Origin of the sequence: Streptomyces sp. NPDC088733, from assembly GCF_044751185.1 — a bacterium.
In the GTDB taxonomy this organism is placed as follows: domain Bacteria; phylum Actinomycetota; class Actinomycetes; order Streptomycetales; family Streptomycetaceae; genus Actinacidiphila.
Genome location: NZ_JBIVLH010000001.1, coordinates 197,673 through 212,083 on the forward strand (window position 1 = coordinate 197,673; position 14,411 = coordinate 212,083).

Annotated in this window: 14 protein-coding genes; 2 read left to right on the top strand and 12 right to left on the bottom strand. The window is 65.2% G+C overall.

The annotated features are described in order from the left end of the window. Positions 1–8: 8 nt before the first annotated feature. The 9 genes from repSA to ACIP64_RS00870 all read right to left on the bottom strand — a co-directional run bounded on the left by repSA (position 9) and on the right by ACIP64_RS00870 (position 5,866). Positions 9–1,409: a replication initiator protein RepSA gene (repSA, locus tag ACIP64_RS00830; RefSeq protein ID WP_401580336.1), complete on the bottom strand. Its 1,401-nt coding sequence runs from the start codon at positions 1,407–1,409 to the stop codon at positions 9–11. 5 nt (positions 1,410–1,414) lie between these two features. After that, positions 1,415–1,597 (bottom strand): hypothetical protein, encoded by a 183-nt coding sequence (locus ACIP64_RS00835; RefSeq protein WP_401580338.1) that lies wholly within the window; start codon positions 1,595–1,597, stop codon positions 1,415–1,417. Positions 1,598–1,690: 93 nt separating this feature from the next. Then, positions 1,691–1,960, bottom strand: coding sequence for a hypothetical protein (locus ACIP64_RS00840; RefSeq protein ID WP_401580340.1), 270 nt, complete (start codon positions 1,958–1,960; stop codon positions 1,691–1,693). A 16-nt stretch (positions 1,961–1,976) separates the two neighbouring features. After that, a complete protein-coding gene (locus ACIP64_RS00845) occupies positions 1,977–2,165 on the bottom strand; it encodes a mobile element transfer protein (protein ID WP_401580342.1) in 189 nt (62 codons plus the stop codon). Between the two features lie 17 nt (positions 2,166–2,182). Then, positions 2,183–2,887, bottom strand: a complete 705-nt coding sequence (locus tag ACIP64_RS00850) for a DUF2637 domain-containing protein (protein WP_401580344.1) — start codon at positions 2,885–2,887, stop codon at positions 2,183–2,185. Between the two features lie 82 nt (positions 2,888–2,969). Further along, positions 2,970–3,149 carry a hypothetical protein gene (locus ACIP64_RS00855; protein ID WP_401580346.1) on the bottom strand — a complete coding sequence of 60 codons (180 nt, stop codon included), beginning with the start codon at positions 3,147–3,149 and terminating at the stop codon, positions 2,970–2,972. Positions 3,150–3,237: 88 nt separating this feature from the next. Beyond that, on the bottom strand, positions 3,238–4,617 hold the full coding sequence (locus ACIP64_RS00860; protein ID WP_401580348.1) for an FtsK/SpoIIIE domain-containing protein: 1,380 nt from the start codon (positions 4,615–4,617) through the stop codon (positions 3,238–3,240). A 3-nt stretch (positions 4,618–4,620) separates the two neighbouring features. Continuing rightward, positions 4,621–4,950, bottom strand: a complete 330-nt coding sequence (locus ACIP64_RS00865; protein ID WP_401580350.1) for a hypothetical protein — start codon at positions 4,948–4,950, stop codon at positions 4,621–4,623. A gap of 136 nt (positions 4,951–5,086) precedes the next feature. After that, on the bottom strand, positions 5,087–5,866 hold the full coding sequence (locus ACIP64_RS00870) for a GntR family transcriptional regulator (protein WP_401580352.1): 780 nt from the start codon (positions 5,864–5,866) through the stop codon (positions 5,087–5,089). An 18-nt stretch (positions 5,867–5,884) separates the two neighbouring features. Here ACIP64_RS00870 and ACIP64_RS00875 point away from each other — a divergent pair, with 18 nt between their 5' ends. Next, on the top strand, positions 5,885–6,361 hold the full coding sequence (locus tag ACIP64_RS00875; RefSeq protein ID WP_401581109.1) for an NUDIX domain-containing protein: 477 nt from the start codon (positions 5,885–5,887) through the stop codon (positions 6,359–6,361). A 416-nt stretch (positions 6,362–6,777) separates the two neighbouring features. Here the strand turns inward: ACIP64_RS00875 and ACIP64_RS00880 are convergent, their stop codons facing one another. After that, the gene (locus ACIP64_RS00880; RefSeq protein WP_401580354.1) at positions 6,778–8,130 is read right to left on the bottom strand and encodes a hypothetical protein; all 1,353 of its coding nucleotides are present in this window, start codon (positions 8,128–8,130) and stop codon (positions 6,778–6,780) included. 1,000 nt (positions 8,131–9,130) lie between these two features. Beyond that, a complete protein-coding gene (locus ACIP64_RS00885) occupies positions 9,131–10,207 on the bottom strand; it encodes an MrcB family domain-containing protein (protein WP_401580356.1) in 1,077 nt (358 codons plus the stop codon). Positions 10,208–10,703: 496 nt separating this feature from the next. On the opposite strand from ACIP64_RS00885, the gene ACIP64_RS00890 reads away from it, so the two are divergent. Next, the gene (locus ACIP64_RS00890) at positions 10,704–11,093 is read left to right on the top strand and encodes a hypothetical protein (protein ID WP_401580358.1); all 390 of its coding nucleotides are present in this window, start codon (positions 10,704–10,706) and stop codon (positions 11,091–11,093) included. A gap of 7 nt (positions 11,094–11,100) precedes the next feature. On the opposite strand, the gene ACIP64_RS00895 is transcribed toward ACIP64_RS00890, so the two are convergent. Beyond that, complete coding sequence (locus ACIP64_RS00895; RefSeq protein ID WP_401580360.1) at positions 11,101–14,403, bottom strand: type ISP restriction/modification enzyme; 3,303 nt, start codon at positions 14,401–14,403, stop codon at positions 11,101–11,103. Positions 14,404–14,411 lie beyond the last annotated feature (8 nt).

Here is a 14,411-nt window from a genome sequence, read left to right on the forward strand (position 1 = left end):
TTCGTCTTTCACGCTGCGGCTCCTTCCGTGGCGTGCAGGTCTTGCAGGGCTTCTCGGGCGGTTTCGCGGTTGAGCTGGATCTCGTGGTGGATGGTGGCGGCGAGCCAGGATTCGCCGGGGGTGTGGCCGTGGCCGGCGTAGGCCCAGTGGGCGAGGACGAGGGTGGTGGCCTCTGGGGAGTCGTCGGGGTCGGGTAGGCCGAGGGCTTCGCGTTGTTGGGCGGCGCGGTAGTCGGCTCGGACCTGGCGCAGCGCGCCGAGGGTGGTGGAGTAGCGGCGGGATTTGGTGGAGAAGTGGCCGCGGAAGCCGAGCATGTGGGCCCAGTCGAGGAGCTTGCGGTCGGGGTAGAGGCGGTGGAGGTCGAAGCAGGCTTCGATCAGCCGCCGCGGGTGCGGGGGGACGCCGAGGAGTTCGAGGGCTTCGCGGTTACCGACCCGGCGATCAACGGTCCCCGTCGTTTCGGCGGCTTTGGTGGCGTACTTGGCCACGTAGGAGGCCACCGCTTGTTCGGTCAGTTCCCCGTCCGTGCCAGCGTCGGCAGAGCGGATGGGCTGGATGTCGAGCTGTGTGCCCCAGGTCAGGGTGCGGGCGGGGTAGTTGCCGGCAGCGGGGACGGGGACGGCGCCGCGGCGTGCGGCGGCGTGGATGGCGTCGGTGAGGAGGTCGAGGGTCGCCCACGGTGGGGGTTCGGTGTCGGGTCCGTCTGGGCCGTCGAAGCGGACGACGGCGTGGAAGTGGACGGCGCCGCGGCGTTGGTATTCGGCGACCTTGCCGAAGGAGACCCGGGACTGTTCGCGGGCGGCAGTCTGGGTGAGGCCGGCGCGGGCGGCGATCTCGCGGCGGAGGTAGATGGTGAAGTACCGCCACAGGTCGGAGGCGTGGTTGTTCCACAGCACCGCGCCCGCGTAGTCGTACGACTCGGGGTCGAGGGGCGTGCCTAACGCAGTGTCGTCCTCACGGTGAGCCGTGCCGCATCGGCAGCGGCCTGAGGTTGGGCGGTTGTGGACGGGGCCGAAGGAGGGGGCGGTGAGGGTGGCGAACACCTTCGGGTGGACCCGCACGGTGGCGGGGGTGCCCTTGTTCGGGTCGCCGGTGAGGCCGGCGCGGATGAGGTGGTAGGTGTCGCCGGCGTAGGTCCAGGCGCACGACGGGCAGCGGGAGGCGCGGCGGTTGCCGCAGGCGACGCGGAGCCGTCCGCCGGGTTCGGTGTCGGTGGAGTAGGCGTGGAGGACGTGGCCGGTGGCCCGGTCGAGGGTTTTGGTGTAGCCGGTCAGGTGGATGGGATCGGAGCAGCCGCCGGTGCGGCGGATCTGTTCCTGCCAGCGGTGGAAGTCCGGAGCCCCGGCCACCCGCAGGAGGTCTGCGAGGGTGGCCGGGTCCAGGCCCGCCGCGGTGGCGGTGTCGGTCAAGTCGCTCACCTCCCGGTCCGGGCGAGGATGCGGGCGGAGTGGGCAAGGCCGGTGCCGTAGCAGCCGGGGCAGAGGATCCGGAGGGTGGCGCGGGTTCCATCGGTCAGGCGGGTGCCGGTGGTGATGGCGACGACGGGGAAGCCGTCGCAGTCGCGGCAGACAGGCCGGTTCGGGGCGTGCTGGGGCATGATGAGGGTCCCTTTCGGGTCTGTTGGATCAGGAAGGGGCAGTGGTCCCCGGGGCGGCGGATGTTTGGCGACGGAAGCCGTCCCGGGGGCCGGTCAGCGCTTGCGCGCGAGGTTGATCGAGACGGATGCGCCGCCCACGGTGGGGATGGCCGCGGCAGCGGCGGCGGCGATCGTCTGGAGGGCGAAGGCCAGGACGACGATGACCAGGGCGGTGCCGGCGCTGACGGTGAGGGTGAGCAGGATCTTCCCGGCGTAGGAGGGCGGGGCGGCCTGGATGACGACGACCTGTCCGGGGTGGACGCCGGGCGGGATCAGCTCGGACGGGCGGTGGTTGGCTCGCAGTTGTGCGTCGGGGTAGCGCACGGTGGGTCATCTCCTTTCAGGGCTGGCAGCGGTGGGTGCGGGCGGCGAGTTCGGCGCCGGATCGGTCGCGGTAGTCGGTGGAGAAGCCGCAGCCGGGAGCGGTGCAGGCGGCTGAGTGGCGGGTGCGTCCGCGGCCGTCGTAGTAGCTGCCGACCCGCACGGGGCCGATGCGGATCACGTCGTAGAAGCGGTTCGGGCGCGACATAGGGATCGGGTCTCCTTTCAGGCGAGTTGGGCGGCGATCACGTCGGCCAGGGCCGGCGGGACGCCGAGGCGGGTCCGCAGGGTCGCGGTGTCGATCGGGTTGCCGGTGGCGGCGTGGTGGCTGTCGGCGACCTTCCGGGCATGCGCCAGCAGCGCCGGCGGCACAGAAGGCGAGGACACCGGCGCCAGTACGGGAGCGGTCTCCGGCGGCGTAGCGGAGGGGAGTTCGGGCGTGTGATCAGGGGCGCGTTCGACCGTGACCTCTGGAGCAGGTTCCGCAGCCGGGACCGGGGTCGCTTGAGGCACCGGCACGGTGTCCGTGGCGGGGTCCGCTGTCGGGTCGGGTGCCGGTGTGTGGGTGTGGGCGAGGAGGGTGCCGCCGAGGAAGGCCAGGGCGGGCCAGCCGGCGACGAGGATGCGCAGCCAGGCCGGGACGGCGTTCATGTCGAGCAGCCCGGCGGTGGAGATGTTCGCCCCGAGGGACGCGGTCAGGGCGATGACGAACCAGGTCCAGGCGGCGCGAGCCGGACGATCGGCGGCGCGGAGGATGCGCATGCGGCGCCAGGCGGCGACCAGGAGCAGGTCGACGGAGACGGGGTAGGCCCAGGCTTTCCAGCCGTGTTGGCCGGCGGCTTCGGCGATGTCGTGCAGGTGGGCGAAGGACAGCGCACCGGCGATCACGGCCTGAATCAGCACGGGGTCAAAGCGGTTGGGGCGGGACACCGGGTCACCTCCTTTCGGGTTGGTCCCGGGGCCGGGCGGGGAACGGGTTCTCTGGCCGCCCGGCACCAGGGGGCGTTGGGGGTCAGGACGGGGCGGTGCCGGTGCCGAAGCAGGTCAGGCACAGAGCGGCCTGCCGGTCGCCGGTCTCGCGGCCCTTGCGGGAGCCGACGCGGACGGTTTCGGTGGTCTCGCCGTCCTGGCAGTCCGGGCACTTCGGGGGTTCGGTCGCGGCCGGGCGGCGGGCGGTCTTGCGAGCGGCCATGACGGATCACTCCTTCCGGGTTCTGGCATGGGTGGGGTAGGGACCTGGCGCGAAGCGGTCACGCCAACCGGGTTGCGGGGAGTGCGGGTTACTCGGTGACCGGGCGGGGCCGGGCCAGCGGCGGCGCGTCAGCCGGCGCAAGGATCGGCGGGACGTCCGGCCGGAAGGGATCCAGGGCGGGCAGGTCCGGGACCAGGTGAGCGTGGGCGCGGCAGACCGCGGCGGTGTCGGTGATCGAGGTCAGGGGGGTGCGGATGTGGGTCCAGCCCCCGGAGGCGTCACCCGCGACCGCGACCCCCGGCCGGTCGGCAGCAATCGCGGTTGCGGCGTGCATCGCTTCGGGTGAGATGTCGCCCAGGCCCATTTCGGCGGTCTGCTTGTCGTTGACGCGGTGGACCACGCGGCCGGTGAGCTGTGCGCGGAGCATGGTGGCGCCCTTGCCGAGTTCGGCGCCGAAGCGCTGGCCGCAGATCTCCAGGTAGATGCCGACCGCGCGGGACATCTGCGCGAGCCGGATCAACTGGGTGACCATGCGGTCCCGGCGTTCCTCATCCTTCTTGGTGGCGGTCAGGAACAGTTCCGCGACCTCATCGACCAGGACGACGACCGGCACGGGTCGCACCGCGGCGGGCAGGCCCCATATGTCGCTGGTGATCTCCCCGTTCGGCACCGTGAGGGCCGTGCCCTGGTAGTCCTTGAGGAGATCGAAGCGGGACTCCATCTCCCCCACCAAGGCGTCCAGCAGGCCGGCAGCCTGTTCCGGGTCGGTGGCCAGGGCCGACAGGCGCGGCGCGTACGGGGTCTGTTCCACCCCGCGCTTGCAGTCGATCCCGACCAGGGCGACGGGGAGTTTGGCGAGTTGCTTGATCAGGTTGCGCTGATACATCGACTTGCCCGATTGATTCGCCCCCAGCGTGAGGGCGTGGGGGATCTCGCGGTAGTTCCGGGCGAACGCGGTTCCGTCCTCCCGCAGCGCCACCGGGACGACCATCGGGCCGGACGGCAGGCGACGCGGCATGCGCACCGTGCGCAGGACGTCGTAGCCGGTCATGCGGAGCTCCACGACGCCGGGCTTGATCTCGGCCACGTGGACGGCGTGGACGCCCCAGGCGTGCCGGAGCCGGTTCGAGGCCGCGGCGACGTCATCGGGTTCCAGGCCGGCGGGGAGCCGGAGGCGAACCCGCATGCCGGTGGCGGAGCCGGCGACGCGGCGGATCTTCGGCGGGACCGGCTGCACCTCACGACGAGCCACGTTGCGGACCATGAACGCTCGCAGCCGGGACGGCGCCACCGTCAGCCCGCACACATCCATCGTGGAGGCGTAGGTGAAGTGGAACCGGCCCAACGCGACCGGCAGACCCACCAGCGACCAGTACACACCAGGCGCCTTCACCCTCGCGTAGCCCAGGCCGCCGGCAGCCCCCACCAGCGGGGTGCCGATCTCGATCAGCGTCGCCACATCCACCATGGCTCAGGCACCCGCCGTGATCGCCACCGCGCGGAACGAGATCCCGTGCCGGGTCTGACCGTTGAACGTGTTCTCCCAGTCCCGGGCCTTGAGGCCGATCACCGACACCACAGTGCCCGGCGTCAGCGTCGCCTCCACCCCGGTCGAGGGCACGGTCACCTGGTACAGGTTCCCCTCACCCTCGTCGGAGATCAGCAGGCCCACGGTCATGAGCTGCGCACCGGTCTCCCGGTCGATCGCCACCTCCCCGGTCTGCTTGCTCACCAGCTTCGGGGTAGGCGCAGTCGCCACGAACGTCACCGCGGTCGAAAGGTCGATCTTGAACGACGGCATCAGCCATCTCCTCTAGAAGAGACGAGCTCATGCACTCATGTACATGAGCTATGCCTAGAAGAGTGCCCGACTCCTGTACATGAGTCAACCCGCCGCGAGAAAGAATCTTGCGACGGGTTGCGGGAGGGTCCGGAGACTAGTCCCCAGCGGGGAAGCGGTAGTCCAAAACGAACTGGTCAGCGGCCATGACGGTGTCGCAGACCTCCACGACGCGGCCAACCTCGGAGAACGCGTTGCGAACGAGGTGGATCACCGGCGCCCCGGGGCTCAAGCCCAGCGCACCAGTCTCCGACTTCGTCGCCAGACGGGCACTGACCGTCTCGGTGAACTCCCTCAGCACGTGTCCATGCTCTTCCAGTCGAGCGTAGATGCCGCCCCCGCCAGGGTTCTCCGCGAACATCTCGGGGATGTCCTTGACCACGTCCCACGGCAGGTAGGAGGTCGCTTCCTCGGTTGGGATGCCGTCCCGGAAGTACCTGCGTTTGCGTGCCAGCACCTGGCCGCCAGCGGGAACGTCCAGCCGCTCTGCGATCTCGTCAGGCGCCTCCACCGGACCGACGAAGAGCACGTTCACAGAGGGAGTCCCCCCGGACTGCTCCGCTTCGGCCAGGTACGCAGCTTTGCCCGCCTTGCGGTGGGCCCGTCGGAACCGGTCAGACGACTTGCGCTGCACCGGCGGGCGGGACCTCACGAAGGACCCTCGGCCGTGATGCGTCTCGATCAACTGCGTTGCACGCAGCTCTGCGACGGCCTTGCGCACGGTGCCGGATGCCACCCCGTACCGCTCCATCAAGGTCGTTTCACTGGGAACGGGATCGCCAGGGGCCAGGACGCCCGAGCGGATCTGAGCCGCGAGGTCGTCCGCGATCTGGAGATACTTTGCCTTCGCCGAAGAGGCAGCTGCGCTACTCGCCATAGTCCTTCAGAGTCTCCTATCCTCCTGTACATGAGTAACAGTCGGCCGCAGAGCCCGTCAACGCCGCTGCACTCCGTGTCTGTGGCCGGAGTCGTCGTACGCGAAGACGGACGCATCCTGGCGATTCAGCGCGCCGACAATGGCAACTGGGAGCCGCCCGGCGGCGTACTCGAACGCGCGGAGGCCATCGAGGACGGCGTACGCCGCGAGATCTACGAGGAGACCGGCATCAAGGTCCACGTGGAGCGACTGACCGGCGTCTACAAGAACATGACCCTTGGTGTCGTGGCCCTGGTCTTCCGGTGCCGGCCCGAAGGGGGCCACGAACAGGTCTCCGACGAGTCCACGGCCGTTGCCTGGCTCACGCCGGCCGAAGTGACCGCCAGCATGGGCGAGGTCTACGCAGTCCGCATCGCAGATGCTCTGCGCAACGAGGCGCCTCACATCCGCGCACACGACGGCAGGAAGTTGACCAACGGCCGGTCAGCCGACTGAACCAGCAGAGCTGTTACAGGTTTCTCTACCTCATCAAGGCACCCGGCGTCGCTCACGCTCCGCCGGGCGCGCGGCCGACGTCCGGCCGCGCCCACGCTCCCGCCTTCGTCCCGCTCGGCGCGCCGCCCGCCGCCGCACGCCCACAAGGTAGGCCCGAGGGCACGAGGTCAGAACCACGGTGGCTGGGGCGGTCGGCTCCGCGGCTTTAGGCAGCCACCATGGGGCGAGCCTCGAAGATCGGGGCCCACATCGGGCTATTGCGGGCAGGCAAGGAGCCAGCCCGATCCGCGGCCAGCGTACGGGCCCCGATCTCTCGCCCCATGGCAGCTCCAGCCCAAAGCCGCTCCGCCGTCCTCTGCGAATTACCTGCGGAATCTATATCCGGAGTTACGGCGCTAGCCGTCCCAGCGCGGCAACTAGTCTTGGGTGTCGGCGATAGTTTCCAAGGCTAGGAACCGAGCAAGTAGCACGTCCGGAACCAGCGCGTAGGCTTCCCCGCTTCTGGGCAGCAACTGCGGCGTCTCGGCGTATTTGGGATCATCTTTGGCATGCACGATTCGATTTCGCAAGGCGTACACCCTCTTTGCGGCCTGAGTGGCAAGGGTCTCGTTAGTAGCCTTGAGATTTACGGAAGGGACGCCGACTATGGGTCCTTTTGAAGAGAAATGCTTCTCGGTCTTTTCGGACTCGAAGAACTCCTTCAGCTTGTCTTCACGTGCACAGTCGCGTACCAAAATTTTCAGCGCGTCTTCTTCGCTGAGCCCCTTTGACCTCTCCACCGCATTGAGAATCCTCAGCACGGAAGCATCGTTTGCTACATCAAATGCGAAGTCTCGCATTTCCCGACGTATCCTCCTAAGGGCCTCGCGTTTCGACGTTAGCGGCATGTAGTACTCGAGTACCTGATAGTAAGAAAGAAAAGCGAAGGGGGGATTGTCGGAAGCCTCTGCAGCGAAACCGAAAAGGGCGGCCACTTCTCTTGGAATCGAGGTTGCGGGGAATGAAACAGTGTTTTCTGTCGCGACGTCCAAGCGAGCCACTCCAGGGACTCGACCTCGTTCCCAGGGGATCAGTGACAGAGCTAGGCCATGCTTTGCGTCAAGTTCAAATAGAAGGCTGTCGGCAATCCGCTGTGCGGTGCCTGTCCCGGCTTCAACGCCGGGAGCGGCCGAAAGAAGGACTTTCAGTGTGTAGTCAACCATGTCGATCCGCGCAAATCGCCCCCCCTTGGATAGTTTGAACGCGGCGATAGTGCTTATGTTGGATATCTCTATGCATGCGTCACCAGTTGGTGATGTGACATGAAAACCGGGACGAACCTCCCTTTGCCTGGTTCGGATTATGTTTGGGGTGAATTCATGGCCGCAATCCACCCGTGCATGGTTCCATTTTAGGCGCTCAAAAAGTCGCCCAAAAGGAAGAAAGCTGCCAGGGTTAGTGAGAAGGTATTCAATATATGATCCGTCGGCTTTAACGATCCCCCTGTAGGTTTCGCTTTCCTGGTAGTTGCTTACTTCAGAAGCGACTTTGTCGAGACTCCCTCGTTCGACAAAGTAACTGCGCCGTGAAGTCCTGCGGTCAGGTCTCTCTCTATCCTCAAAACGAAGAAAATCTCGTTCATTCCTTGCCAATCTCAACCCGGTTGCTTCGATCTTCTTCACGCTGAGCTCTTCTTCTGGCTCCAGCGCTGGCTCTTTGCGACCTTCGGCCTCCTCCTCATTGATACTCAAGAGCGCTTCGAGCTCGAAGTCGTCCCCGCTTATTCCCATGAAACCTTGCCCCGCAATCGCATCCGAATTGATCAAAAGTACGGCAACATGAGTATCCGCGAGCTGCGGCTAAAAATCTAGACTGGCTGTGAGCGCACGACCAGCAGCTCGACCGGGTTGCTACCTACCACGTGGTTGGGGGTCAGGGGTAGACGCTTCCTATGCTGCTTGCTCACCAAGGCACCAAGCCCGGCCCCACGTACGGCCAGCCAGCGGAGGTGGAGGAGCTCGTGACCATCCGCGGTTGGAGAGTAACGGAACCTTCCGCCAACAGGTGCCAGGGCGTCGGTGCCGATGCGCCTGAGATGAGGCCGGCAGTCGACTCGCCAGGCCAGCGCGGGCGTTATCGATCTGGCATGCGAAGCCCGCTGGCTTGACTTAAGTCACTGAGACTCCACCGACCGTTTTCAGACTCGCGAGTAGGGGGCGACCATTGTTTATTGAGGGATCGGTAGCAAGATCTCATCAATCGGCCGAAAACTGACCGGCCCTTCGACCACTAGGCGTCTTCCGGTCCCATAATTTACCTCGCCCTCGACGATTACAGTGCGGCGCGCTCGATGCCATGTGACGGCCTCTTGGTATGTGGCAAAGGGAAGTCGTACACGGATCTCTGATCGTCGATTTCTTCGGAACGTTGAGATAGTGGCAAATCCGTACTCGTCATCGCCCACATGCCTAAGCTCTACGATATTACCTGAGAAGGTGCTTGTAGAATCGATGCGATGCCGAGGGGTCAACTGATTCGGCTGTGAGTAGACAACTTCAAGCGCTCTGGGCCGTCCCTGGGCCGTGCGAGGTTGGCCAGCGATGACAGGGGATGCCCGGGGGTGACGGTTCCCTCACCCATCTGACCTGGGCGGCCCCAGTTGATCTGCGACACTGGACGGACCATGCCTGCACCCGGAGTTCTCGCCTGGCAACCACAGCTTTTTGTCTATCAGTTGAGCTCAGGCGATGGGGCACGACCTCTCACCGGATTGGCATTGGCGGCTGGATTCTAGGCAAGCTCTGCGGCCCGGGCGGACGGAGATCCGGCCCAGCCCTCGTCTGTACGCCACACTGCGGCGATGCCGTGGTGTTCCAAGAGTCGGGTGTACACGTCGCCGATGGGTTCGGAAAACAAGGCCATCTTATGAGGCTGTGCGTCTTCCGGGTAGAGGCAGAAGGCGTACGTGGCCAGCTGCCCCAAGGCCTCACGAACAGCCCCCGTGGCGTTGCCACGCCGGATGAACTTAGCTTCAGCGAGCCAATGAGTTCCGTTGGCGATAACAACCAAGTCTCGGGGGTGGACGTTCGTACCCACCTCGATACCTTGACTGCGCAGGAACGTACCGTACTGATGTACGAGAGTCTCGTGGCTGCGGCTCTTGCGTAGCCACCGTGCTGTAACAACCTGGACGTACTCTTTGTCGCTCTTGGGAGCGAAGTGCAGCAAAATTTCGCTCGACTGGATAGGTGGCTGTTCGACTACGGTGACGATGGTGTCGCGCGTGGTTTGACGAACTTCCTCCCGCACTGCCAAGGCGTCTTGATAGAGAGTGATCATACGGCTGAGGTCGGCGCGCAACGTCTGCTCGTCAGGCAGGGCGGCTATGTCGTAAGTGATGGCCAGGAGGTTGCCGGCCTCGTAGGAGCGCGGCAATCCTGACCGGCCTCCGAGATCAATCGTTGCGTCCAAGCCCATCCGGGCTCCTACCGGGAGGGCTTCTCTGATGGCTTCAGCTTGTGCTGCGAGCTTTTTACGTGCTTGCCGGGCGCCTAGAGCCTTGGTGATCTCCGTGACGCCTTGGTTGAGGCTGAGTGCGAATGTCTTCCTGTCCTCGGCGAGGAGGTAGACGAGATACATGCCGCGGGTAGCGCTGGTTGTCTCGTCGGGATCAAAGAACGACACCCATGGACAGACTGCGGCATTGCCCCTGCCCGGGCTACCCTCAACGAGGTAGCCGGCCGGAACCAAGTGCCCAATCTCATCCGGCGCTCGCCGAAGTAGCTGGGCCGCGTCGGTGCTTGTGCTGGCGTCGGTGCCTACCCCGAAGGTGGTACCGACCGCGTAGAGGAAGTTGCGGATCTCCATAGCTCGGATGCTACGGGTGACCACTGACAACAGCCCATAATCTTTCCACTCGTCGGGCCTTGTCGCTTGTCCGTACGCACCAAAGCGGTTGCAGTGCAGCAGCGATGTACAGCGGCCGTTACGACCGGCATCAACCGTCGGTGATCCTCGCAGACCTCTCGGCCAGCCCAGCAGACCTCAGCGACCGCTGTGTTCGTAGTTCCCATCGAGGGGGCCGCGGGGCGTACCACTTCCGTGACGGGTGGGGACTCATCGGGAATCGAGGTTCGCCGGGTGCGTACGACCCAAGGTGCCCAGGGCAACGATGCCCCGGTCGGGCCCAACGTCCCCCAACCTCGCTCCCAAAGTGACGACCACTTGGTCTACCACGCCGCCGTTGGGCCCCACGCACAGCGCCTCGAGCGAGTCCGGAATAGCGACCTGATTCAGGTGGAAGTTGGGGCGACAGCTGTCCCGATGCACGAGACTGACGCCCCGTACTGCTAGACATGCATCCGTGCACTCAGCTCTCTCCCCCTCCCAACTCCAACTTCTGCGACACCTCATGCTCGCCGAGGTCCCACACCCCGATGCGGATCCGGTCTCCGTAGCGGTCCGAGACCTCGAAGAAGCGAGCCTCCCGGACGACGTGCAAATTCTCAGCTGGATGGGACTGTTGGAGGTTAGAGCGGAGCGCCTGGCCATCACGCCGCGCGGAAGAGCAGTGCACTTCGAGGCCGAGTGCGCCGTACTCTCAACGCGCCTGACCGAGGTGAGCGCCTTCGCTGACGACCTCCAGCGACGCGCACCCTCACTCAGTGCAGAACTGCACGCGCTCCGCCAGCTCGCCAACGGGGAATGGAGCAGGACGAAGGCGATGGCATACGTGGAGCGTTGGGCGCATTGACCAGGCCCTACGCTTCCTCGCCAGCCTCCTTGAGGAGCACAACGCAGCGATGGGGTTTGCGGGCCTTGTCAGGGACCGGCAGGATGCCGACTTTCTCAAGGTCAGCGGTAGTAATCGTGGGGGCGGCGAGGACGCGATCGAGCAGGTCCTGCTGGGCGGGCGCGAGGTCAACAAGTCGGCGCAGCACAGAAAGCAGTTCCATGAGCTCCCGCGACCAGTCGGCTGGCCAAGACTCGACATGCAGGTCGTCCAAGGGGCTGCTTTTGCGGCTGTTGGGGTTGGCCTTTCGGTAACCGAACCATTTTTTAATGATCTGCATGCCGCCGACGTCGTAGTTCCACACTTCGGCGGGGACAGGGCTGATGTGCCCGCCGCCCAAGTGCAGGGTACCGGTCATCTCGGCGTACCGGATCTCGGCGGGGACTTCCGCCCCTACGTACTGGTCGTAGCGCAGCCGGCGCGCATCGCCTAGCGGAAATAGGACGTCCCCGCCCGGTCGGTCATCTTCCGAATCGGCATAGCGCTCCCCGTATGTCGAGGCCCACAAGAGGTACTTGCCCAGTTGGACCGCTTCGTGCCACAGGGCGCTATCACGGGTGAGCGGCAGCCGCACGCCCGGGGTGAGGAGCTCCTCGGTGAATCGCTTGGTGAACCCGGCGTGCCCGGCAACAGCCGCCACATATGCAGCCAGATCGTGCACCGTGACGTCATCGATGCCAAGTTCGGCAGCGAGGTACGCCAGAAGGAACGGATGCACGTTGGGGGTGCCGTCCGGATGGAGGATCGGCATGATCTTGCCACCGCGGCCGTTGAAATGGTGAGTGTCGGGGAGCAAGGAGGTGGCGACGATCGCAGGCCCGGTCTCGATCTCGTGCGAGGACTGCTGGTTCAGGAAGAGCTGATCCGGCTGCATGGCTTCCCACAACGCTGGCCGGGCGAAGTCGATGACACGGCTATCGGAGATCAGCCACTGCCGGTCGAAGCTTCGCATAGCGATGCGTACCAGGTCAGGCGCCAGGTCTGTTTCGACCGCAAGTTCCCGGGTGTGTTCAGGCTGCCCAGGCAGAGGATCCCTACTGGCATCCAACGCACGGTCCCTAGTCTCCTTGAATAGCTCCGCCTTCTTGGCAAGATCGTTCTCGTGGATCAAGCGCGCCCAGCGCTTCTCAAGTACCTGCTTGCTGGGGCCGTTGACCCAGGAGCGGTTGGCCTTGATGCCCGGACTTCCCCAGCGGAAGAGGTCGTCGAGAGCGGGGTAGTCCTCCCACCCCGTCTCGGTGGTTGGGCGGAAGGGGCGAATAGCATCCGCGTGCGTGTCCTGCCAGCCGTCGTCGTCCAGCCGGATCTCCTTGAGCTGGCGGTACTTGGCGCCTCGCTTGCCGTGGACGGCGCGATAGTGGACACGGGCGGGTCGCTTAGGGTCGGTGTCTTTAGTGCGGACGAAGATGCAGATGGCCAGAGGCTGTGCGACACCCGGGAAGATCCGACTCGCCACATCCGGCCGGTGCCCCTCCGGAGACAGGTCGATAATCCAGCCTTCGTCACAGGTGCGCCGCAGATAGTCCCGCATGCCACGCCCGCCCGGTCCAGTCGTGAACCCCGAGGGTGTGATGAAGCAAACCACTCCCTGCTGATCCTGGGGATGGGCGTCGAAGACCTTCCACGTCGCCCAGCGCCAGAAGTAGACGTAAAGGTTCTTCAGCACGTGCTCGTAGCGGCCGTTGCCAGGCCACTTGAAGGCCTCGATCGGAGCCATGCCCTGGGCAGGTGTGCCCTTCTCGACCCAGCCGCCGCGCCCCTTGGCCTTATCGTCGTAAGGCGGGTTGCCGATGGCAACGGTAACCGGCGTGCTGGCCTTCACCTGGTTCGCCCGTTTACGAGACTCAGAGATCACTCCGTACGTCGAGGCAAGGGTTTCCTCGGCCAGATACGGATCGTCCAACGTATCGGTGACGAAAAGCTTCATCCCATCCGGCGGTGCGACCGCTTGATGCCGCTTAAGCAAATCCGAGGTCCGCAGTTCAGCGACAGCGAAGGGCCCCATCTGCAGCTCGAAGCCGATCAGGCGCTTCGCCAGATCACCTATCGCATCCGGCGTTGCTCCGGGGCCGATGTTTTCTGCCGCCCAGGCGGCGACATGTTCAATGACCGCGTGAAGGTACGTGCCTGTTCCCATGGCTGGATCGACGATGCGCACGCTCTCGTCCGCATATCCGTCCGAGCGTCCCAAGCGGGTACGGAGCACGTCCTCGGTGAGACGCACCATTTCCTCGACCACTTCGCGGGGGGTGTAATACGAGCCGCTCTTCTGTCGGAGCTTCTCGTCGTACACTTCCAGGAACGACTCGTATAGGTGTAGATATGCGTCCCGTCGGCCCTTACGAATCGTCGCCCATTCAACCGCGTCAATCACCTGAATGAGCAAATCGAGGCTGACCTCGAAGCTCACCGTGATGTTGTCGGTGAGGAGCTGAAGGGCCTTGCCCATCAAGGCATGCCCGGCATCCAGCCGCCGACCAACCTCATGCAGCCCCACCCCCTTCAAGGAGATGTCCTCGGTGCGCGCCAGCAGCAGCGCGAAAGTCACTGCCTGGGCGTAGCCGTCGGCGAAGGTGGCGTCATCGGCCGTCGGAAAGAGCAGTCTGCGCCAGTCATTCTTCAGCCCTGTGAACCGCAACTCCTCGGGACGCGCGCCCTCCGCCGCATACCTACTCTCGAACTCCAACTGCTCCAGGACCGCCGCGCGCAACAGGCGGCACAGCGGCGCAGTGCGCCGAACCAGAGCCGAAGCATGGCGAATTGGCTCGGGAACCCAGTGGAGGAAGGTCCTCAGGAGACTGTTGAATGCTGCGGGGTCACGAGCGGTTAGCGACCGTCCTGCACTGGCCAAGTCGCCCTCGAAAACGACCGGAGTGCCGATCTGCTCCCCGGTGCGAAAGAGCCGCCACTCCGTGCCGTTGGTGTAGAGCACGTTCGGCAGGTCACGCAGTCGCTCCCACTGCTTCTTGTTGCGCCCCGTGAACTTTTCCGGATCAACAGAATGACCAGGACGTTTGACTTCGATGTAGCCGACGATGTCGCCATGCACCTCGACTGCATAGTCGGGGCGTACACCCACGTCACGCAGAGGAGTTTCGGAGTGCCACAGAACGCCATCCAAGGCATCGTGACTGCCCACAGTCTCCAAGAGCTTCTGCATCGGCGGGCGGATGGACGCCTCGGGGTCGCCCGGGCCGTTCACCATGTCCTTGCACGACGCACCGAAGGTTGATATGGCCTCAGAGAGCCAGCCGAACTGCTCCTGCGTCACTACCGCAC

Coding starts and splice junctions, on each gene's coding strand:
- ACIP64_RS00855 (WP_401580346.1), bottom strand. CDS start 3,149: ATGGCCGCTCGCAAGACCGCCCGCCGCCCGGCCGCGACCGAACCCCCG.
- ACIP64_RS00845 (WP_401580342.1), bottom strand. CDS start 2,165: ATGTCGCGCCCGAACCGCTTCTACGACGTGATCCGCATCGGCCCCGTG.
- ACIP64_RS00835 (WP_401580338.1), bottom strand. CDS start 1,597: ATGCCCCAGCACGCCCCGAACCGGCCTGTCTGCCGCGACTGCGACGGC.
- ACIP64_RS00880 (WP_401580354.1), bottom strand. CDS start 8,130: ATGGGAATAAGCGGGGACGACTTCGAGCTCGAAGCGCTCTTGAGTATC.
- ACIP64_RS00885 (WP_401580356.1), bottom strand. CDS start 10,207: ATGGAGATCCGCAACTTCCTCTACGCGGTCGGTACCACCTTCGGGGTA.
- ACIP64_RS00870 (WP_401580352.1), bottom strand. CDS start 5,866: ATGGCGAGTAGCGCAGCTGCCTCTTCGGCGAAGGCAAAGTATCTCCAG.
- ACIP64_RS00865 (WP_401580350.1), bottom strand. CDS start 4,950: ATGCCGTCGTTCAAGATCGACCTTTCGACCGCGGTGACGTTCGTGGCG.
- ACIP64_RS00860 (WP_401580348.1), bottom strand. CDS start 4,617: ATGGTGGATGTGGCGACGCTGATCGAGATCGGCACCCCGCTGGTGGGG.